We start from the raw sequence: 20,414 nt of genomic DNA, 5'->3' as shown, positions 1-20,414 counted from the left end.
ATGATGGCAATCGCACTTGGTCTGGCGCTTGTGCTGCTGTCGATCACTTCGCTTTTTGTCGGGGTGATCGACATCTCCTTTGCCGCACTCTGGTCCGATCCCGGCGCGGTTGAGCTAATTGCCATCAGCCGCGCGCCACGGACCATTGCGGTGGTGATTTCCGGCGGTGCCTTGGCCGTCAGCGGGGCGATCATGCAGATGTTGGTGCGCAACCGCTTTGTTGAACCGATGACCGCCGGCACCGGACAGGGCGCGGCACTTGGCATTCTGCTGGTCACACTTTTCGCGCCGGGGGCGTCGATCTTGGTACAGATGACGCTGGCCTCGCTCACCGCGCTGATTGCCGGTGCGGGTTTTCTGGCCATCGTGCACCGTCTGCCGCCGACGCAACCATTGCTCGTGGCCCTTGTCGGCCTGATCTATGGCGGCATCATCGGGGCCTGCGTCACCTTTGTCGCCTATCAGGCCGACCTGCTGCAATATGTCGACATCTGGATGAACGGCGAATTTTCCGGCGTGCTACAGGGGCGTTATGAACTGCTCTGGCTCGTGGCCCTTGTCGCGGCGCTGACCTATTTTGCGGCGGATCAATTCGCGATCATCGGCATGGGCCGCACGGCCAGCATCAACCTCGGGCTGAACCACGGCCAGACCACGCTGCTGGGCCTGCTGGCTGTGTCGATCGTGACGGCGCTGACGGTGGTAACCGTTGGCATGATCCCCTTTGTCGGCTTGGTCGTGCCCAACATCGTCGCGCGGATGTCGGGCGATAACCTGCGCCGAACCCTGCCGCTTACGGCAATGACAGGTGCGGTGCTGGTGCTGGCCAGTGACATCCTAGGGCGCATCCTGCGCTACCCTTACGAAATTCCTGTCGGCACGATCTTTGGCGTGATCGGTGCCTGCCTGTTCCTTTGGCTGCTTTATGCCCCGAAACGCCATGTTTCATAAGCGGCTCTTCCTACTCGCAACGGTGCTGGCCCTTTGTGTGGCCGGGTATCTGTTGCTGGGGTCACGGGGCAACTGGGGCTTTGTGCTGGCGTTCCGCACCAACAAGCTTGCCGCGCTGCTGCTGGTCGCCCTGTCGGTGTCAACGGCCACGGTGCTGTTCCAGACGGTCACGCGAAACCAAATCCTGACGCCTGCGGTCATGGGGTTTGATGCGCTGTATCTGCTGATTCTCACGGTGCTGGTGTTTATGCTGGGCGCGCAGGATTTCGTGCGCCTGCCTGAGCTTGGGCAATTCCTGCTGAACACCGTGCTGACGATGGGGGCGGCGCTGGCGCTTTTCGGCACGCTGCTCAGCCGTGGCGGAACCGACCTGTTCCGGATGATCTTGACCGGGATCATCTTTGCCGGCCTTTTTCGGTCAGTCACCAGCTTTCTGCAACGGCTGATCGATCCCAATGACTATGTCGTGGTGCAATCTGCATCCTTTGCGCGGTTTTCGCGGATCGACATCGGGTTGCTGACCTTGGCGGCGGTGCTGACCGTGGTGGCCCTTATTGCGGCTTGGCGTATGCGCCACAAGCTCGACGTGCTGTCCCTTGGCCCCGAGGCTGCAACCAACCTTGGCGAAGACCCGCGCCGGGGCATGTTCACGGTTCTGGTGATCGTATCGGTTCTGGTCTCGGTCTCTACCGCGTTGGTCGGGCCGCTGGCCTTTCTGGGGTTGCTGGTCGTCAGCGTGGCGCGCCAGATCACGCCGACCGTGTCCCATGCGGTGCTGCTGCCCTCGGCGGCTCTTGTCTCGGCCATTACTCTGGTCGGCGGCCAATTGCTGCTGGAGCATCTGTTGCAGCTTAGCACACCCCTGATCGTGGTCGTCGATGTCCTTGGCGGCCTTGTTTTTCTGACCCTACTTTTGCGGAGGAAACCGCGATGATCACCATTACCGGTTTGAACCATGACAGGGACGGCACCCCTACTCTGCGCGACATCAACCTGACCCTGAACGCCGGCGGCGTGACCGCGCTGATCGGGCCGAACGGGGCCGGGAAATCGACCCTGCTGGCGCTTATTTCACGGCTGATCCCGATCCAGCAGGGACAGATCACGGTGGATGACCTGCGCATCGGTGCCTGTGCGAATGACGTATTGGCGCGCAAGCTTGCCATCCTGCCCCAATCAACCGACGCCGCCCCCCTGCTGACGGTGCGCGAACTGGTCAGCTTTGGCCGCTACCCCTATCACAAGGGCCGCCCCACGGCCCAAGACCGCGAAAAAGTCAGCGCCGCGATTGAGGCTTTTGGGTTGCAAGACCTTGCCGAGCGGCGGCTTGATACGCTGTCTGGTGGGCAGCGCCAGCGCGCGCAAGTCGCCATGACCTTTGCCCAAGATACCGATTATATCCTGCTGGATGAGCCGTTGAACAACCTCGACATCGCGGCGTCCCGCGCGCTGATGGCCGTGCTACGCAACCTCGCCGCGCAACACGGGCGCACCATCGTCATCGTGCTGCACGACATCAATTATGCCGCCGCCTATGCCGACCAGATCGTCGCGATGAAAGATGGGCGCATCGCGGCAACCGGTACACCCAGCGATATCCTGAACGCAGAACTGCTAAGAGAGGTCTTCGACACCGATCCCGTGGTGCATCGCATCGGCGATAAGGTGCTCGTCGAAGTTTAAGCGCGACCGACCACGCTGAGCGCCGCGGCCTTGGCCGTATGCGGCAGCACAGCAGATTTTACGGGCACCGTATTTTTGCGCAGTTTCAGCAGCAGCGTCGCGGTGTTTTTTATGCCGTGCTGCGCAAGCGTCGCAGGCAGTGACGCGATATCGCAGGTGGCGACGATCTGCGCGTCGGTTTGCGCATTTGCGACGATGGTAACGCTGATCAGCTCTGCGGCGTGCCGTGCCGACAGATATGTGCTGATCTCCGGTGCGGCGGCGACCGCCATGTAAAGTGCGACACAACTGCCGGGGCTAAGGTTTTTCACCGCGTTAGGTATCGCGGACCCGTCTGTAAAATGCCCAGTTGTCAGGATCAGCGTGTCAATCGCCTCTCTCTCCGTCAACGTCTGGCCCACAGCCGCTGCGGCACCGCAAGCCGCGGTCACACCGGGGACGATTTCAAACGGGATATCGGCGTCACGCAGGGCGTCGATCTCTTCCAAGCTGCGGGCAAAGACGCCCGGATCGCCGCATTTCAACCGAACCACGCGCGCCCCGCTTTTGGCAGCGGCCAGCATCGTTTGGGTGATTTTCTCTTGCGGCCAGCTGTGGCATCCGGGTCGCTTGCCGACATAGACACGTTGCGCATCTCTTCGGGCCAGCTCTAGGATTTCAGGATCAACCAAGCGGTCGTAATAGATCACATCGGCCTCTTGCAGCCGTTGTACCCCGCGCAGGGTAATCAGGTCTTTGGCACCGGGGCCAGCACCAACCAACGCGACGCTTCCGCCGGTGTCATGTTCAAAATCACCCGTGGCGATGGCCTGCTTGATCATTTGCGCGGCCTCACGCACGCCGCCGCTTGTGTATTTGCGGCGCGGCGCATCGCCAAAGACCCAACGCCACAGGTCACGACGCAAGCGCGGCGCAAGATGCTGCGCAGCACTGGCGCGCAGCCGTCCGGCAAGGGCAGCCAGATCACCCAGATTAGGCTCCAACATCTGTTCGACCTGCGTCTTGATCTGACGGGCCAGAACCGGGGCCGTGCCCTCTGTACCAATGGCAACCACAACGGGGTCACGATCCACGATGGACGGGGTGATTGCATCACATAAGGCCGGCTGGTCAACGACGTTCACGGTCGCCCCCGCAGCCTTGGCCACACCATGCAGTGCGCTGTCTGCCCCCGGGCATCCGGTTGCGATGAAAACCAACGCTGTCTGTTCAAAATCGCGGGCGGTGATGGCCCCGCGCTCTTGCGTGATCCGGCCAGAGGCCGCCAATGCTGCCAGCTCGTCGTCAAGCATGTCGCTCAGCACAACGATCTGTGCGTCGGTCTTAAGCATCAGGCGCGTCTTTTGCGCGGCCTGTTCACCGCCTCCCACAATCACGACCCGACGGCCCGCCATCTTGATAAACATGGGAAAGGTTTTCATGCGAGGCATCCTTCATATGCGGCGCGGTTCGACCACAGCGCATCCGCCGTGGCTTGGGCCTGCGCCAATGTTGCGTCGGGGTCGAGCGTCCAAAGCGCAAGTGCCGCAGTGCCCGTTACTGTCGCTTCGGCGAAAGGATCACGCGTTTCGCCCCGCCAAAGCGCCATGGGATCAACCGTTGCATTCTCTTCGTGCAAACGGCGGGTTTCCGACAGCAGCGCGGGCGCGTTGTGCTGGATATGCTGACCCGAACGCAGCCCGAAACAGACGATATCCTTGGAGGGATGCCGCTCGAATTCTCCGCCGCCGCCTTTGATGATGGTCAGGGTTTGCTGCCCCAACATCTCAGCCGCCTGCGCTTGCAGGCTGCGGTAAGAGGGGTGGAAAACCCCCTGAACGGTGGCTTTCGCGCGGGACGGGTTCCACATCCGCAGCACCGTGTTGATACAGGACCGAAGCCCCAGATCAGCCCGCAAACCCAGCAAGCCAAAGGCTTCGGGACATAGATTAGCCAACGGATCATAGCGCACTTGCGGCCCTGCCAGCGCGCGGATGTCTTGCGGGCGCATCGTACTACTCTGATAGGCGTTATGCCCGTGCATTGAGACCCGTACACCGCTTTGTGCCACCAGACGCGCCGCAAGCAGGTATAGCGGCGCGCCACGGCTGCGACCGGCGGCATAGCTGGGCCAATCCAGATCAGCGGCAGGCAACGCGCCCGAGACATGCGCGCGCAAGGCTGCGGTGAAGCCTGCAATCTCTTGGGGTTCCTCGCCCCGCAAGCGCAGCACCATAAGAAGCCCCCCGACGGCCTCGGGGGCGGCACGCCCTTCAAGGATCACGCTCATCGCTTCTTGCGCCTCATCCAGCGTCAGGGCGCGGGCGCGGCCCTTGCCTTGTGCGACGATCCTGACAAAGGGTGCGAGGGTCATTCTGCTGCCACCGGAACTGTGTTTTGGGCAATAAGATCGGCCAATTCGGGTTTGCACGAACCGCAGTTGGTGCCGGCGCATGTGACCTCGCCCAGTGCCTGAACCGAAAATGCACCGGCATCAATCGCCGCCTGCAACGTGTTGCGCCCCACGTTAAAACATGCACAAATCACGACGCCCGGATCGGGTTGATCTTGGCGCATCCGTCCGGCCAGCGCCTCAAGCGGCGGCGTGACTGTCCCCACATGCGAAATCGCGGCAGAGCGTGACAGGATCACCGGTGTCCGTGCAGCAAAGAACACGGCCTGTATCACGCCCTCGCGGTGCAGCGCGACACGGATCGTGCCATCCGCGCGGTCTTCAAAAACAGATGTTTCCGTGTCGGGTGAACGGATCATGGTGCCCAGCATTTCGGTCCAGCTGTCAGGCACCTCACTGCCTGCCATTTCGACCTGCCAACCGGTCGTCGTCCGCGCAATCGCGGCATAGGGTGTCTGGGCCTCGGGCTGATGCAAACACGCCAGAAACCCGTACCATTTTGCCTTAAACGGTTGAACAGAAACGTCGCCCCGCTTCAGTGCAGGCTGGCCGGAAAACGGGTCGGTCACGGGTGCCATAAGGGCATTGACCGTCGCACCCCGCGCCGTCTGACGGGTCCAGTGCATGGGCGCAAAAAGCTGTCCCTTTGCTACACGGTCGGTGACCAGCGCCCGCAGGATATTGCGGCCTTGCACGTTGTGCACCTCGACCAGATCACCATGGGCGGTGCCGATCTCTGCGGCATCAAGGGGATGTATCTCAAGATACGGCTCTGCCAAATGCGCGCCCAGTTTCGGTGATTTTCCGGTGCGCGTCATCGTGTGCCACTGATCACGGTTACGGCCTGTATTAAGGGTCAGGCCCGTCTGCTGCGCCACCGGTGCTTGAACCGGCAACATCCGCGCCTTGCCATCCGCGTGGTAAAACTGCCCGTCGGCAAAGAACCGTGTATCGTTGCGTGGCCATTGGGTCGGGATCAGTTTCGCATAATCAGCATCGGCAAAAATGCTTAGGTCCAGATCGCGGGCAAAGGGCCGTGTGGCAGCGTCCAGCGCGATGTATTCGGCAAAGATATCTGCGGGGCTGTCATAGGCAAAGGCGTCGGCGAAACCCATGCGCGCGGCCACATCGCTGATGATGCGCCAATCGGGGCGCGCTTCGGCGGGTGCGGGCAGAAAGGCGCGTTGCCGCGAAATCCGCCGCTCCGAGTTGGTGACCGTACCGTCCTTTTCGCCCCATCCCGTAGCGGGCAGCAGCACATCGGCCAAATCGCCGGTATCCGTCCGCGCCATAATGTCCGAGACGGCCACAAAGGGCACGTTTTTGATCGCCTGCGCGACATTCTCGGCGTTCGGCATTGAGACCGCAGGATTGGTGGACATCACCCACAGCGCCTTGATCTTGCCAGCCGCACAGGCATCAAACAGATCGACGGCCTTGAAACCGGCCTGCGTGCAAATTGTCGGGCTGTTCCAAAAGGTTTGTACGGTGTCGCGGTGGTCTGGGTTTTCAATATCGAGGTGATTTGCCAGCATATTCGCGAGGCCACCGACCTCGCGGCCGCCCATGGCATTGGGTTGACCGGTGACCGAAAACGGCCCGCATCCCGGCTTGCCAATGCGCCCCGTCGCAAGATGACAGTTCAGGATCGCGTTGACCTTGTCGGTGCCGCATTGCGACTGGTTCACCCCTTGTGAATACACCGTCACGACCTTTTTCGTGCCCGCCCATAGTTGGAAAAACTGTGCGATGTCTTCGGGGGCCGCACCGGACTGCAACGGATCACTGGCCCTCGCCGTCGCCAGCGCCGCCTGACAGCCGCCCACATGCGCGGTGACATACTCCATATCAAGCTGGCCCTGATCCGCCAGATACGTCAGCAAACCGTTGAACAGGGCCACATCGCCATCGGGGGCAATGCGCAGGTGCATATCTGCAAGATCGCAGGTCGCCGTTCTGCGCGGATCAATGTTGACGACGCGCATTTCGGGCCGCGCTTGCTTGGCCGCCGCGATGCGCTGGTACAGCACCGGATGGCACCACGCGAGGTTGGACCCGACCAGCACGATCAGATCAGCCTCCTCCAGATCGGCATAGGTGCCGGGGACTGTATCGGTGCCAAAGGCGCGTTTATGCCCTGCCACGGATGACGCCATGCACAGCCGCGAATTGGTGTCGATATTGGCCGCACCGATGAAACCTTTCATCAGCTTGTTGGCGACATAGTAATCTTCGGTAAGCAATTGGCCCGAAACATAAAACGCGACGCTGTCGGGGCCGTGGTCGCGGATCGCGTCGCTGAACGTGGTAGCGACCTGATCGAGCGCGCGGTCCCATGTGGCCGGCTGCCCCGCGATTTGCGGATGCAACAGGCGGCCGTCCAGATCAATGGTTTCGCCCAGCGCCGAGCCTTTGGAACACAGGCGGCCAAAGTTTGCAGGATGGTCCGGGTCGCCCTTGATGGTGCCATCGGCCCCGGCCAGCACACCACATCCGACGCCACAATAGGGACAGGTGGTGCGCGTCAGGCTCATGCGGCGGACCGTGCGGCCAGAAACGCGGCGTCAAGCTCGATCCGCCCGCCTGCGACACGTGCGGGATAGGTGCCCACCTGCCCTTCATCCGCACCCTGCGCTACGCCGGTTTCCAGCGAAAACACCCAGTTGTGCAACGGACATGTGACCGAGGAACCATGCACGATCCCCTCGGCCAAGGGGCCGCCCTTGTGCGGGCAACTGTTATCCAGCGCAAAGACCTCATCGCTGGCTGTGCGGAACACGGCGACACAGCCCTGCGCCGTCTTGACCACCCGCGCGCCCCGCTTTGGAATATCCTCTAGGGCAGCAATGTCGATCCACTTGCTCATTCCGCCGCCTCCAGATCAAAGCGCGCCAACGGCTGATAGCTTGCCGCCTTGTCTTTGGCATGGGCCGCCCATGGATCATGGCGATAGATGCTTTGGCTTAGCTCGAAACGTTCGACCAATGCCGCACTCCCTTCGAGGTCGTCTTGGATACGCTCTTTGATCCAGTCCAGCCCAACCTTGGCCATCCATTTATATATACGGTCCAGATACTTGGCGTTTTCGCGGTACAGCTGGGTCACGGCCTTGATCACCGCGATGGCCTCGTCCTCGGTCGCGACCTGCATCAGCAGTTCGGTTTCTTTGACATCCATACCAGCCGCGCCGCCGATGCTGATCTGAAAGCCGCTGTCGACACAGATCACGCCAATATCCTTGCACGTCGCCTCAGCGCAGTTGCGCGGGCAGCCAGAGACGCCGAGTTTCAATTTATGCGGTGTCCACGAACCGTGCAGGGTCTTTTCCAGCTTGATACCAAGGCCGGTGCTGTCTTGGGTACCAAAGCGACAATGATCGGTGCCCACGCAGGTTTTCACCGTGCGCAGCCCTTTGGAGTAGGCATAGCCCGAGACCATGCCTGCGTCGTTCAGGTCCTTCCAGATCGCGGGCAGATCCTCACCCTTAACGCCCAGCAGATCGATCCGTTGCCCGCCGGTCACCTTGACCGTGGGCACCATATATTTATCCGCCGCGTCGGCAATCGCGCGCAATTCGTCCGGCGTGGTGATCCCGCCCCACATGCGCGGAACGACGCTGAACGTGCCATCCTTTTGGATGTTGGCGTGCTTGCGTTCGTTGATGAAACGGCTTTGCGGATCATCGGCATAGTCCAGCGGCCAATCGGCCAGCAGATAGAAGTTAAGCGCAGGGCGGCAAACGTGGCAGCCGCAAGAGGTCTTCCAGCCGCATTCCTGCCAGACCGCCGGCATTGAGGTCAGGCGCTGTGATTTAATCATCCGGCGCACGTCCTCGTGGGTCATGTCTGTGCAGGCACAAATCGACGCGGCGGCAGGGAGCACAAAGTCATCCCCCAGCGTGGCGGCCAGAACCTGTTCGACCAACCCCGTGCACGTGCCACAGGATGCCGATGCTTTGGTGGTCGCTTTTATCGCCGCCAGATCGCCCGCACCTGCGGCAATCGCGTCTTCGATCTGACCTTTGCAAATGCCGTTGCAACCACAGATTTCCGCGTCACGCGGTAAGGCTGCAACGGCTGCGAGCGGGTCCAGCTGGGTTCCCCCCTGATAGGCCGGGCCAAAGATCAGCGTATCGCGCATGTCGCTGATATCCGTCTTGTCGCGGATCAGGCCAAAAAACCAGTTGCTGTCGGCGGTATCGCCATACATCACCGCCCCGATGACAATGTTATTTTCGATCACCAAACGACGGTACACACCACGCGCGGGGTCGCGGAACACGATGTCCTCGCGCCCTTCCCCATCGGCAAAATCACCCGCCGAGAACAGATCACACCCCGTCACCTTAAGCTTGGTCGACAGCTCTTTTTGCACAAAGGCGGCCTCGGCCCCCAGCAAGGTTTGGGCGGCGACCTTGGCCTGATCGTATAAGGGTGCAACAAGCCCGAAAATCGCGCCATCATGTTCAACGCATTCACCGACCGCCAGAATATCGGGGTCGGAGGTCAGCATTTGGTCGTCGACATGGATACCGCGCCCCACGGCCAGCCCCGCCTCGGACGCCAAGGCAACATTCGGGCGGATGCCCACGGCCATGACCAACAGATCGCAGGGCAATTCGGTGCCATCATCCAGCAGCAAGGCACGGACATGACCGTCTTTGCCGAGTATTTCTTTGGAGTTGGCGGAACATTTGATCGTGATGCCCTTATCAACCAACGCTTTGCGCAACAGATAGCCCGCCGCTTCGTCCAACTGACGCTCCATCAGGTGGCCCATGATATGGACAACCGTGACGTCAACACCGCGCGCCGCCATGCCAGCTGCCGCCTCAAGCCCCAGCAGACCACCCCCGATGACAACGCATGTGTTGTCTGGTCCAAGGGCCATCATCCGCTCCGTGTCCTCAAGATCGCGGTAGGCAATCACACCTTCCAGATCATGACCGGGCATCGGGATGATAAACGGGTTGGAACCGGTGCCGAACATCAGCTTGTCATAGGGCAGCACATCGCCATTCTGGGCCGTCACCGTTTTGGCCGCGCGGTCAATGCTGGCGATCCGTTCGCCAAAGCGGCAGGTCACATTATTGTCGGCGTACCATTGCGCGCTATGGGTCTCGATCTCGGCATAGGTTTTGTCGCCAGCCAAGACGGGCGACAGCATGATGCGGTTGTAATTGCCGCGCGGCTCGGCGTTGAACAGGGTCACCTCATAGGCGTCGGGTGCGGTTTCCAGCAACGTCTCCAACGCGCGTCCGGTGGCCATCCCTGCCCCGATGATGATCAGCATCTGTTTCATATCGTCACTCCGCTGCGATGGGTTTTGGGGCCGGGGTTTTGGCGTTTTTGGACGTGTTGCCATGCTCGTATTCCTCTAGGAAATCGAGAACCTCCTGCCGGTAGGTGTAGTAATCGGGATGCTCCAACAGCGCTTTGCGGGTGCGCGGTCGGGGCAGCTTTACATCCGTGATCTTGCCTATCGTCGCCTGTGGCCCGTTGGTCATCATGACGACGCGGTCGGCCAGCAAGATCGCCTCGTCTACGTCATGTGTAACGCAAACGGCGGTGACCTTGGTGCGCGACCAGACCTCCATTAGAACCTCCTGAAGCTCCCAACGGGTCAGGCTGTCGAGCATGCCAAAAGGTTCATCCAGCAGCAGCAATTTCGGCGAAAGCGCAAAGGCCCGCGCAATGCCGACACGCTGTTTCATGCCGTTTGAAAGCGACGCCGCATCCTTGTCCATGCTGTCGGCCAGACCGACGCGTTCAAGATAGTATTCGATCACGTCCTGCCGCTCTGCCTGAGAGGCCTTGGGGTATACTTTGTCCACACCGATGGCGACGTTCTCCTTGGCCGTGAGCCATGGGAAAAGGTTGGGCGATTGGAACACAACAGCGCGTTCGGGGTCAGCGCCCTCCACGTTCCAGCCGTCCAGCCGGATCGCACCCTTGGAAATCGGGTTAAGCCCAGCCGCCATGGTCAGCACCGTGGATTTGCCGCAACCCGAGTGCCCGATGAGCGAGATGAACTCCCCCTTGTTGACCTTGAGATCGAAATTCTCGACCACCGTCAGCGGCCCTTTAGGCGTTGGATAGACTTTGTGAAGCTGCGAGAAATTCAGATACCGCTCTTCAATCGGGCTGTGCTGTGCTGCGGCCACCGCACGTGGCACCGCGTGGATGGGCGTGACCCCCGGCAGGGTCTTGGTTTCTTCGACCTTCGCCTCGATCCCCACATCCATCAGGTATTTCGTGACGCTCGCCCGCAGCGCCTTGAAGGTATCGTCGTTGTTCATGGCCATCCGGTCACGGGGGCGCGGGATGTTCACCTCGATCGGGTCGGCAAGCGTCCCGTCAGGATTCAGCGGCACGATGCGGTCGGCCAGCAAAATCGCCTCGTCCACGTCATTGGTAATCAGGATGCAGGTCTTTTTATCCTGCTCCCAAATATCAAGGATCTCATCCGCCAGATTGGCCCGCGTCAGCGCGTCCAGCGCCGACAGCGGCTCGTCCAGCAGCAGCATTTCGGGGTTCATCGCCAGTGCGCGCGCTACGGCGACCCGTTGGCGCATCCCGCCTGACAATTCAGCCGGCCGCCGCGCCGTGGCGTGCGACAGGCCCACCATGCTTACGTAATGATCGATCTTCTCTTGCCGTGCGGATTTGGACAGCTTGGGGAACACAGCATCGACCGCGAGCCCCACATTGCCGCCCACTGTCAACCACGGCATCAAGGAATAGCTTTGAAAGATCAGGCCACGTTCCGGCCCCGGTTCGGTGATCGGCGCGCCTTTGAAGGTCAGGCTACCGCTATCAGGTGTCTCAAGCCCTGCGATCAGGTTCATCAGCGTGGATTTTCCCGTGCCCGAAAACCCGAGGATCGCAAGGAATTCCCCCTCTTTGACCTCGAGGTTGATGTTTTTAAGAACCTCGGCGCGGTGGGTGCCGACGCCGAAACCCTTGTTCACATTTTTGATGGACAGAATGCTCATGGTTTTTCCTTTATGCGCTAACGCTTCGCCGCTTGGCGCGGGTCACCGGTTTGCCGAGAAGGTGAACATGGATTGCAGCGCGTACATCACGCGGTCCAGCAAGAAGCCGATGATCCCGATGGTAAAGACAGCCACCATGATCTTGGCCAAGCTCTGGGACGATCCGTTCTGGAATTCATCCCAGACAAATTTGCCAAGGCCGGGGTTCTGCGCCAGCATTTCCGCCGCGATCAGCACCATCCAGCCCACGCCCAGCGACAGTCGCAGACCGGTAAAGATCAGCGGCAGCGCCGAGGGCAGCACCAGTTTGGTGATCTTGGTCCATGTGTTCATTTTCAGAACCCGCGACACGCTGACCAGATCTTTGTCGATGCTTGACACGCCAAGGGCGGTGTTAATCAACGTGGGCCAAAGCGAACACAGCGTGACCGTGATGGCCGAGATCAGGAAGGATTTGGAAAACATGCCATCATTGCTGGCATATACTGCCGAGACGATCATTGTCACAATCGGCAGCCACGCCAGCGGCGAGACCGGTTTGAAAATCTGGATCAGCGGGTTCAGGGCGGCGTTCGCCGTCTGTGACAGACCCGCCGCGATACCAAGCGGGATGGCAATGATCGACGCAATCAGAAAGCCGAAGAAAACCGTTTTGATCGAGGTCCAGATTTGCGCGTAATAGGTGGGCCTGCCAGTATAGACGCGCTGTTTGACGTCATCCGCGCGACCGTCCGCAATCAGTTTTGCGTTCCGCACATCCTGACGCTCGTAAAACGCTGCCGCTTTTTCACGTTCGCGGATAGCATCGGCGTTCAGGCTGATGGCTTGTTCCCAGACTTGCACCGGGCCCGGCACCGCACCCAGCGAGGTTTGTACCTTGGGGGCCAACGCACCCCATGCCAGCAGGAAGATCACAATTGCCAAAACAGGGACACCCAGCAAACGCCAGACTTCGCCGATCTGCGCCTTGGGGTTGTCGCCAGCGGCCGCTTTCAGGATCGGCGTAAGCCAGGCCAACCCCAGCACCTGAAACCAGTTGTCAGCCTTGTTGATGCGGGTGAAAAGGCGGGCGCGCTTGGCCTCTTTGTCCAAGGTGACGGCGGACAATGTATCGGGGTCGGTGACAGACATGGGGGGTATCCTGTGTTCTGGGCAAACATGGGGGGTGCCCCGCGCGACAGATGCCGCGCGGGGCGCAGGGCTTAGCCCTTGATCTGGTTGTCGATGATCATCTGGTCGCCTTTCAGGCCGATGGGCAGGCTATCAAGATAGGCGTTGGGTGCGCGCCCGTCGTAAGCGATGCCGTCAATGATATCCTCGGCAGGTGTTGGCGCTTTGAAGCCGTCGCTGTCCCATGGGAAATCCGCCGCGTCGGCCGTGCCCTCGTCCACCAGCATTTTCGCGGCAGCAAGGTAAAGATCGGGGCGGTAAACTTCCTTGGCGGTATCGACGAACCATTCATCCGACTTCGGCTCGGCGATCTGACCCCAGCGACGCATCTGCGTCAGGTACCAGATGGCGTCCGAGTAATAGGGATAGGTCGCATTGTGGCGGAAAAAGACATTGAAATCAGGGATTTCACGCTTGTCGCCCTTTTCGAATTCAAAAGTGCCTGTCATGGAGTTGGCGATCACTTCGTAATCCGCGCCCACATATTCGGACCGCGACAGCATCTCCACCGCCTCTGGACGGTTGGCGTTTTCATTCTCGTCCAGCCAGATCGCAGCGCGGATCAGCGCCTTGGTCATGGCCAGCGTTGTGTTGGGGTTCTCTTTGGCGAACTCGGCGCTGATGCCAAAGACTTTCTCGGGGTTGTTCTTCCACAGCTGGTAGTCGGTGATGACAGGCACGCCAATGCCTTTGAACACCGCCTGTTGGTTCCAAGGCTCGCCGACGCAATAGCCAAAGATCGTACCGGCCTCCATCGTGGCAGGCATCTGCGGTGGCGGCGTCACGGACAGGAATACATCCGCACCAATCTGGCCCGAGATGTCCTGATCAGAGTAATAGCCCGGCTGCAAACCGCCCGCGGCCAGCCAGTAGCGCAGTTCGTAATTGTGCGTGGAAACCGGGAAAACCATGCCCATGTTGAACGGGATGCCCTGGTCTTTGTAATCCTCAACCACCGGCTTGAGAGCCGAGGCGGAAATCGGATGCTGCGGGCGGCCATCATCCATCTTGGGCACATTCGGCTTCATCTTCTCCCAAATCTCGTTCGAGACGGTGATGGCGTTGCCGTTCAGGTCCATGGAAAAGGGCGTGATGATATGCGCCTTGGTGCCATAGCCGATGGTCGCGGCCAGCGGCTGACCTGCCAACATATGCGCGCCGTCAAGCTGCCCGTCGATCACACCGTCCAGCAAAACCTTCCAGTTCGCCTGCGCCTCAAGGGTCACAAACAGGCCCTCGTCCTCGAAATACCCGTTCTCATAGGCGACAGCCAAAGGAGCCATATCGGTCAGCTTGATAAAGCCGACGGTCAGTTCGTCCTTTTCAAGATCAAGCATTTCAGCATAAGCCGTGCTGGCCAAAAGGCCTGAGGCGACGAGCGTAAGGGGAAGTTTTCTGATCATCTTTGGTATCCTGTGTCTGGTTGGGGCTGTGTCGCCAAAATAAAAAAAGCCGCACGTAAGCATCACGAAAAATCCGTGTTTCTTACGAGCGGCTTTGCTCTTGGAAGGTTTCCACCATCATTGGCGGAAAGAATTCAGGCAGCAGTGCCCGAAACGTTGATTTAAGGATTTATCAATCCCGACGCGCGTTCAACAATTTTTCTGCACTGCCGCATGAAATTTCGGGCTTCCGCAGCAAACTGCACAATTATTCATCACCAGTTGCTGCAAAATCGAACATTCTACCGTCGAAAAACGCATCAGGGGCAAGAATCATCTGACCACGAGACGACGCAACGGCGGTCTTTTCGGCGATGGCCCCTTCGACTTTTTCCGATGCACCGGGCAGGTCCGCCCCAATCGCGCCAAGGTATTTGCGATACAGATCGCTGCGAAAGCACTGCTTGGCCAGCGCAATACCAGCGGCATCCGCGCCTAGCCGTGCGGCAATCCACGCCGCCTGACTGCGCCACGGGAAAGATGCGGCGTGATTATGAAACATCAAAAACTGGTCGACCATCACCGGCGAGCCGCCTTGGGTCAGCGTCAACAGCCCCGTAAGCGCAGGCTCGATCACCTCTTGCGACAGGTTCAGATGCTCGCTGCGCCCCAAAATCTCGACCGCCAGCGGTTTGTTCTTTTCGATGTCGAGCCATCGGGCGGATTGGTACACGGCCCGCATCAAATGCCGCGTGGGGTCGGGATTGTCGGCAATCCAGTCATGGCGCGCGGCCAGCACTTTTTCAGGCGCGAACCCCCAAACATGCCGCCCCGCCATCAAAATGCTGCCGACACCGCGCCCGACAATGGCACTGCCCCAGGGTTCACCGACCCAAAAGGCGTCGACATGCCCGTCGGCAACCGCATCGGCCATGCGCGGCGGCGGAACGGTGACCACTTCAACAGCAAGATCGGGGGCGAATTGGGTCCAGTAAGACAGCAACAACCGGTGCATTGAGAACGGGAACGGCACCCCGACGCGCAAGGGGCTGCCCCCACGCCCTGCCAGTGCGCGCAGCAACGCATGCGGATCGCCAAACGGCACAGGCCCCAGATCATGCGCCAGTTTTTGCGACACACCAAACACCGTGCCATTCACCGACAACCCCATCAGACTGTCGATTTTCGCAGGCAACCCGCCCAGCCCCAGCGACATCGCAACCGGCATCGGCGACAGCATCTGCGCCGCATCCAGATGCCCCAAGGCCAGCATATCGCGCAAGGCCGACCATGACGGCTGCCGGATCAGGTTAAGGTCCAGCCCCTCCTCAGCCGCAAAGCCCAATTCGCGCGCGATGATCAGCGGCGCGCTGTCCATCAGCGGCACATAACCGCAATTCAGAACGGTGCGGCTCATGTCAAAAGATCCGATGCTGTCACCAACGCGTGGGCCACATCAATCACCTTACGCCCCTGATCCATCGCCGCCTTGCGCAACAGCTTATAGGCCGCGTCCTCGGACATATCACGGCGGCGCATCAGGATGCCCTTGGCCCGGTCGATGGTTTTGCGATCCTCAAGCGCCTGCTTGGCCGCCTCCAGCTCTGATTGCATCTGCCGCATCATCTGGAACCGCGCGATCGCCGTCTCGATCACCGATTTGATGCGGTTCATTTGCAGCCCGTCCACAACATAGGCGCTGACGCCCGCAGCCAGCGCCGCTTGGGTCAAATCCTGGTCGGTCTGATCCACAAACATCGCCACCGCGCGCGATTTGGTATCCGACACCACGCCGATATGTTCCAAGGTGTCGCGATCCGGGTTGGCCATGTCGATCAACACGATATCGGGGGCATGTTTCAGGACCGACTGTTCAAGACCTGACACTTGGGCAATCGCATGCACATCGCTCCACCCTGCCTCAAGCAGCGCGTCGATGATGTTTTTCGCTTTGGCGGTATCTGCCTCGACGACAAGGATACGAAGATCTTTTCTCACGTATCTGGGGTAGCGCAGGCGTACGGGATAGGAAATCTAATCGGGTGGAGAATGGGGGCAAGTTTGTTGCCCTGCCTGTTTTTTAAGCGCCTTGTGCGCGTAGAGACACCGAAACACGCGGATGGGGCGATGCGGGTGGCTTGGCAAGGCAGATATGATTGGGAGACACCTAGGTGTTGATGTGGGGTGCGGCGCGGCTTTGATCGGTGCTGCATCGACGATGAATGACTGCTATCATCAGGTAGCCAAAAACGTTCAACAACTGATTAGGTTCTGAACGGCGTTTCTGGTCAGACCTCAGTTCAAGGTGATGGGCTGCTACCCTATGTAAGATAACAGCCCATCAGATATTTCAGATCTCAATAGAGAACTTGTAGCTTAGTTTCATCGCCGTTTGGACCGCGCAAAAAGATGTCTTCACCTTTTAGGGTCGACTGACTGATGAAATCCATGAGCTCTATTGAGCGCTTGATCGTGTCGGTCAATGAGCTCGAATCCAGTCTATTCTGTAATTCAGACAATTGGTCTCTAGTTCGATCTGATACAACCAAATTGATCCTGTTTTTCGCAGGCACGTTATTTCCTTTTCGTGATCTTAATTGTAATGACGGCAATTGATATGATCGCCACACAACCAATAATTGTTGAGCCGACAGCCTCCGCTGGAACTAGCACCGCAGTGCCGCATATCGCGACGATACCGACAATCCAAGGATGGTGCCGTGCGTGCTCCGAAAGGAACCCGAACAGCCCTGATTGGCCGTTTACCCAATTTGCATCAAGCTCAAGTGAGCTTCCGTCTATTTTTACTTCTTTCCGCTGATTGTCTTCCACTGACACTTCTCCACGAGCTGTGGAGGGCAGTGCCAGCTAAGACGCTCAGGCGGTAAGTTTGATGAAAGATACATCATTCTACCCTCCTGAACACCAAGCTTGCCAGAGTACTTACAGGTTAGTGATCCAGAGCAAAATCACTTCGGTTTGTAAGCAAGTATGGAATTGGTATTCATTGATTGTGTTTCAGGTTTTTCAAACCCAGTTCATGGTTGCTCTGATATTGTATGAATAATATTAATTATAAAGCGGAGGATTTCCCCCGCATACGTAATAAATACGTATTAAATGCACGAAAGTCAAGTGGACAGAAAACATTTTTTGAGACAACCACTTGCACAACCCACTTTCCAAAAAGGGACCTTATATTAAAGGGTTCGCCAAACCCGACACTTGCGCAAGTGCAACGAAGGTCTGCTCCGCCCACATCACTCCCACCCAAAGCCAACGCCCTTCCCTACTCAATCCCCTCACCACACCCGTCCAGCCGTAGTCCCCCTCAGGACACGCGCTTTCCGGCGCTCCAGGTTTCGTGCAGGACGGGCGTCTGGTCTTGCAGGGCAAAGCGGATGATGTCGGCCCGTTGACCTACCTCTAATGCCCCGCGATCCATCAGCCCGACGGAGTGTGCGGACGTGGTTGTGACGGTCTGCATCCCGCGCGCAAGGTTGCCCCAGATATCGCCAAGCTGGACCGCAGCCATCAGCAACCCCGCAGGCACATAATCCGATGACAAGATATCCAGCAGGTCCATCTGCGCAAGATCGGCCGCGGCGACATTGCCGGAATGCGACCCGCCGCGGATCAGGTTGGGGGCCCCCATGATCGTGGTAATGCCCTTGGCGCGGCACGTTTCAGCTGCAGCAACAGTTGTGGGGAATTCGGCCACGCTCACGCCATAAGAATGGCTTGTGGCGACTTGATCGGCTGTTGTGTCATCATGGCTGGCCAAGGTTGCGCCAAGCCGTTTTGCGGCAGCAACGGTCGCGGCCTCGTGTTTTGCCCCAAGCCGCGCCTGAAGCCCGTAGAGGAAATCGACATACCCGTCCCATTGTTCATCGGAGTACGCCCGTTTGCCCCGAATATAGGTCTCGAATTTTGAGATATCGACGAACTGGCGCTGCCCCGGTGTGTGATCCATCATCGACACGATGCCGATGCGGTCCTCCTCCGAAAACTCATCAAGTTCGTCGATCAGGGTTTCGGAACACACCTCTGCACGCAGATGAATATGGTGGCTGATCCGCAGCAGTCCCGCCGCGCGGACCCCCATGATTTCGTCGGTCATCTGGCGGGCATATTTGGGGTAGCCTGCCCCTGTGTCCGACACGATTGAGCCGATCCGGATCGCGTCGAAAACCGTGGTGATCCCTGCCCCTGCCAATTCACGGTCATGGGCCAGAATGGCCGCACGAAAGGGCCAGCTTACCTTGGGCCGCGGTTCCAAATGGCGCTCTACATTGTCGGTGTGAAGCTCCACCAAACCGGGGGACAGGTAATCACCCTCAAGATCAATTGCGCCTTTTGGCACGCTGGCACCTTGGGCGATATCCGTGATGACGCCATCCGCAACGGCCAAAGATCCGGTAATGACCTCGTCCTTCAAGATCAGGCGGGCATTGGCGAAAATTGTCTGCTGGGTCATGGGCATGTCACGCTGATTTGGCAGATGTCCGGCATCTGCGGGGAACTTGAGGGATTGAAGGGGCAAACGTTCGCCGTCCGGTGATATGTGGTGGTTTTCATGATCATTTCACCTTGTGCGGGGCCCTGCCCGCCTGTGTGGTGACAGCCGGATAAAGATGGTCGAGCGCGGTTTGGACCGTCTGGTCAAGCGGGCCGCTATTGTCGACATGAAGCGCCGAAATACCATCGGGCAAGCCTGTAGTGGCACGGTCAAGCCGCCCGGCGATTTGCGCGGCGGTTTCGCGGCCTCGGGCGGCCAGTCTAGCAGCAAGTACATCACGGTCAGCGGTCAAATTGATCACCTCAAATTGCGCGAAACGATCTTTGGCGCGGATCAGAACCGCGCGGGAAAGATTTGCCAGCACATCGCGCCCCTCTTGCAGATATGCGTCAACCGTCGCGGGGATGGCGTAGTGCAGGCCATGCGCCGCCCAGCTGAGTGCAAAGGCATCTGCGGCGTGCAGCGCGTGGAACTCTTCGACCGTTACGTTGTCAAAATCCTCGCCGCCCGCGTCGCTTGGCCGGGTGATCATGCGGCGGGCCAGCACGATACGCGGGTCACGGGCTGCCATTGCCTGCATCACGCTGTCCTTGCCAACACCTGACGGACCGACAACGGCGATAAAGCGCCCCCTGCTCATGCGGCCAGCCCCGGCGTGAACTGGGTCACGTCAAACTGCTGGTCACAGATTTCATCGCGCGCAGCGTGGTCATGGAATATCCCGATGATCGCGGCACCGCGGGCCTTGGCCTCGGTAATCATGGCCAGCACCGTGGCGCAGTTCGTTGGGTCAAGGCTGGCGGTCGGTTCATCCAGCAGCAGCGCCGGATAGGGATAGGCAAAACCACGCGCGATGTTCACCCGCTGCTGTTCGCCGCCCGAAAAGGTTGTCGGGCTAAGCTGCCAAAGTCGGCGGGGGATATTCAGACGGGTCAACAGGCTTTCGGCGTGTGCGATGGCATCATCGCGGGCCGTTCCTGTTGCCAGCAACGGCTCTGCCACAACCTCCAGCGTCGATACGCGCGGCACGACGCGCAGGAACTGGCTGACATAGCCCAGCGTGCGCCGGCGCAGTTGGATAATCTCGCGCGGGGCGGCGGTTGCCACATCAATATCGCCAATCATGATCCGGCCCGAGGCTGTCAGGTAATTGCCATAGATCATCCGCATCAGCGTGGATTTCCCCGCGCCGGACGCCCCGACCAAGGCCACACATTCCCCCGCAGAGACGGTTAACGAGGCCCCCTGCATCACCGGAATTTCAGCGGCACCCTGATTGTGCAACACAAAGAACTTTGAAACATTTTCGATAGAAATCATCGG

17 protein-coding genes are annotated in these 20,414 nt (G+C 59.4%); 3 read left to right on the top strand and 14 right to left on the bottom strand.

The genetic code is table 11. The features are described from left to right. The first annotated feature begins 3 nt into the window (after positions 1-3). Genes WNY39_RS14015 through WNY39_RS14005 form a run of 3 tightly spaced genes read left to right on the top strand, consistent with a single transcriptional unit; the run spans position 4 to position 2,634 of the window. Positions 4-951 carry an iron chelate uptake ABC transporter family permease subunit gene (locus tag WNY39_RS14015; RefSeq protein WP_342846650.1) on the top strand — a complete coding sequence of 316 codons (948 nt, stop codon included), beginning with the start codon at positions 4-6 and terminating at the stop codon, positions 949-951. Beyond that, positions 926-1,885 carry an iron chelate uptake ABC transporter family permease subunit gene (locus WNY39_RS14010; RefSeq protein WP_342846406.1) on the top strand — a complete coding sequence of 320 codons (960 nt, stop codon included), beginning with the start codon at positions 926-928 and terminating at the stop codon, positions 1,883-1,885. The genes WNY39_RS14015 and WNY39_RS14010 overlap by 26 nt, the downstream gene beginning before the upstream one ends. Beyond that, positions 1,882-2,634 carry an ATP-binding cassette domain-containing protein gene (locus WNY39_RS14005; RefSeq protein WP_342846404.1) on the top strand — a complete coding sequence of 251 codons (753 nt, stop codon included), beginning with the start codon at positions 1,882-1,884 and terminating at the stop codon, positions 2,632-2,634. The genes WNY39_RS14010 and WNY39_RS14005 overlap by 4 nt, the downstream gene beginning before the upstream one ends. On the opposite strand, the gene cysG is transcribed toward WNY39_RS14005, so the two are convergent. The 14 genes from cysG to phnL form a co-directional block, all read right to left on the bottom strand. Beyond that, entirely contained in the window at positions 2,631-4,055 is a 1,425-nt protein-coding gene (cysG, locus tag WNY39_RS14000) for a siroheme synthase CysG (protein WP_342846402.1), read from the bottom strand. The two genes, WNY39_RS14005 and cysG, sit on opposite strands and share 4 nt — an antisense overlap. Then, a complete protein-coding gene (locus tag WNY39_RS13995) occupies positions 4,052-4,987 on the bottom strand; it encodes a glycosyl transferase family protein (RefSeq protein ID WP_342846400.1) in 936 nt (311 codons plus the stop codon). The genes cysG and WNY39_RS13995 overlap by 4 nt, the downstream gene beginning before the upstream one ends. Further along, the gene (locus WNY39_RS13990; RefSeq protein ID WP_342846398.1) at positions 4,984-7,560 is read right to left on the bottom strand and encodes a molybdopterin-dependent oxidoreductase; all 2,577 of its coding nucleotides are present in this window, start codon (positions 7,558-7,560) and stop codon (positions 4,984-4,986) included. The genes WNY39_RS13995 and WNY39_RS13990 overlap by 4 nt, the downstream gene beginning before the upstream one ends. After that, positions 7,557-7,892 (bottom strand): nitrite reductase small subunit NirD, encoded by a 336-nt coding sequence (nirD, locus tag WNY39_RS13985; RefSeq protein WP_342846396.1) that lies wholly within the window; start codon positions 7,890-7,892, stop codon positions 7,557-7,559. Before nirD ends, WNY39_RS13990 begins: the two co-directional genes overlap by 4 nt. Beyond that, positions 7,889-10,327 carry a nitrite reductase large subunit NirB gene (nirB, locus tag WNY39_RS13980; protein WP_342846394.1) on the bottom strand — a complete coding sequence of 813 codons (2,439 nt, stop codon included), beginning with the start codon at positions 10,325-10,327 and terminating at the stop codon, positions 7,889-7,891. The genes nirD and nirB overlap by 4 nt, the downstream gene beginning before the upstream one ends. Positions 10,328-10,331: 4 nt before the next feature. After that, positions 10,332-12,020, bottom strand: a complete 1,689-nt coding sequence (locus tag WNY39_RS13975) for an ABC transporter ATP-binding protein (protein WP_342846392.1) — start codon at positions 12,018-12,020, stop codon at positions 10,332-10,334. A 42-nt stretch (positions 12,021-12,062) separates the two neighbouring features. Then, complete coding sequence (locus WNY39_RS13970; RefSeq protein WP_175498487.1) at positions 12,063-13,151, bottom strand: ABC transporter permease; 1,089 nt, start codon at positions 13,149-13,151, stop codon at positions 12,063-12,065. 71 nt (positions 13,152-13,222) lie between these two features. Then, positions 13,223-14,593: a CmpA/NrtA family ABC transporter substrate-binding protein gene (locus tag WNY39_RS13965; protein WP_342846389.1), complete on the bottom strand. Its 1,371-nt coding sequence runs from the start codon at positions 14,591-14,593 to the stop codon at positions 13,223-13,225. A 247-nt stretch (positions 14,594-14,840) separates the two neighbouring features. Further along, positions 14,841-15,989 carry a CmpA/NrtA family ABC transporter substrate-binding protein gene (locus tag WNY39_RS13960; protein ID WP_342846387.1) on the bottom strand — a complete coding sequence of 383 codons (1,149 nt, stop codon included), beginning with the start codon at positions 15,987-15,989 and terminating at the stop codon, positions 14,841-14,843. Continuing rightward, on the bottom strand, positions 15,986-16,570 hold the full coding sequence (locus WNY39_RS13955) for an ANTAR domain-containing protein (protein WP_342846385.1): 585 nt from the start codon (positions 16,568-16,570) through the stop codon (positions 15,986-15,988). The genes WNY39_RS13960 and WNY39_RS13955 overlap by 4 nt, the downstream gene beginning before the upstream one ends. A 576-nt stretch (positions 16,571-17,146) precedes the next feature. Continuing rightward, positions 17,147-17,404 (bottom strand): hypothetical protein, encoded by a 258-nt coding sequence (locus WNY39_RS13950; protein WP_342846383.1) that lies wholly within the window; start codon positions 17,402-17,404, stop codon positions 17,147-17,149. Between the two features lie 499 nt (positions 17,405-17,903). Continuing rightward, on the bottom strand, positions 17,904-19,049 hold the full coding sequence (locus WNY39_RS13945; RefSeq protein ID WP_342846381.1) for an alpha-D-ribose 1-methylphosphonate 5-triphosphate diphosphatase: 1,146 nt from the start codon (positions 19,047-19,049) through the stop codon (positions 17,904-17,906). 103 nt (positions 19,050-19,152) lie between these two features. Then, entirely contained in the window at positions 19,153-19,731 is a 579-nt protein-coding gene (phnN, locus tag WNY39_RS13940; RefSeq protein ID WP_342846379.1) for a phosphonate metabolism protein/1,5-bisphosphokinase (PRPP-forming) PhnN, read from the bottom strand. Beyond that, positions 19,728-20,411 (bottom strand): phosphonate C-P lyase system protein PhnL, encoded by a 684-nt coding sequence (phnL, locus tag WNY39_RS13935; protein ID WP_342846377.1) that lies wholly within the window; start codon positions 20,409-20,411, stop codon positions 19,728-19,730. Before phnL ends, phnN begins: the two co-directional genes overlap by 4 nt. Between the last annotated feature and the right edge of the window lie 3 nt (positions 20,412-20,414).

Origin of the sequence: Sulfitobacter sp. AS59 (assembly GCF_038899995.1) — a bacterium.
GTDB lineage: Bacteria > Pseudomonadota > Alphaproteobacteria > Rhodobacterales > Rhodobacteraceae > Sulfitobacter.
Note: the sequence above shows the minus strand (reverse complement) of the source record. Positions and strands in the feature narration are given on the sequence as shown.

What these genes read in the sequence shown, in the direction of transcription:
- WNY39_RS14015 (WP_342846650.1), top strand. Translation starts at nt 4, where the DNA reads ATGGCAATCGCACTTGGTCTGGCGCTTGTGCTGCTGTCGATCACTTCG.
- WNY39_RS14010 (WP_342846406.1), top strand. Translation starts at nt 926, where the DNA reads ATGCCCCGAAACGCCATGTTTCATAAGCGGCTCTTCCTACTCGCAACG.
- WNY39_RS14005 (WP_342846404.1), top strand. Translation starts at nt 1,882, where the DNA reads ATGATCACCATTACCGGTTTGAACCATGACAGGGACGGCACCCCTACT.
- cysG (WP_342846402.1), bottom strand. Translation starts at nt 4,055, where the DNA reads ATGAAAACCTTTCCCATGTTTATCAAGATGGCGGGCCGTCGGGTCGTG.
- WNY39_RS13995 (WP_342846400.1), bottom strand. Translation starts at nt 4,987, where the DNA reads ATGACCCTCGCACCCTTTGTCAGGATCGTCGCACAAGGCAAGGGCCGC.
- WNY39_RS13990 (WP_342846398.1), bottom strand. Translation starts at nt 7,560, where the DNA reads ATGAGCCTGACGCGCACCACCTGTCCCTATTGTGGCGTCGGATGTGGT.
- nirD (WP_342846396.1), bottom strand. Translation starts at nt 7,892, where the DNA reads ATGAGCAAGTGGATCGACATTGCTGCCCTAGAGGATATTCCAAAGCGG.
- nirB (WP_342846394.1), bottom strand. Translation starts at nt 10,327, where the DNA reads ATGAAACAGATGCTGATCATCATCGGGGCAGGGATGGCCACCGGACGC.
- WNY39_RS13975 (WP_342846392.1), bottom strand. Translation starts at nt 12,020, where the DNA reads ATGAGCATTCTGTCCATCAAAAATGTGAACAAGGGTTTCGGCGTCGGC.
- WNY39_RS13970 (WP_175498487.1), bottom strand. Translation starts at nt 13,151, where the DNA reads ATGTCTGTCACCGACCCCGATACATTGTCCGCCGTCACCTTGGACAAA.
- WNY39_RS13965 (WP_342846389.1), bottom strand. Translation starts at nt 14,593, where the DNA reads ATGATCAGAAAACTTCCCCTTACGCTCGTCGCCTCAGGCCTTTTGGCC.
- WNY39_RS13960 (WP_342846387.1), bottom strand. Translation starts at nt 15,989, where the DNA reads ATGAGCCGCACCGTTCTGAATTGCGGTTATGTGCCGCTGATGGACAGC.
- WNY39_RS13945 (WP_342846381.1), bottom strand. Translation starts at nt 19,049, where the DNA reads ATGACCCAGCAGACAATTTTCGCCAATGCCCGCCTGATCTTGAAGGAC.
- phnN (WP_342846379.1), bottom strand. Translation starts at nt 19,731, where the DNA reads ATGAGCAGGGGGCGCTTTATCGCCGTTGTCGGTCCGTCAGGTGTTGGC.
- phnL (WP_342846377.1), bottom strand. Translation starts at nt 20,411, where the DNA reads ATGATTTCTATCGAAAATGTTTCAAAGTTCTTTGTGTTGCACAATCAG.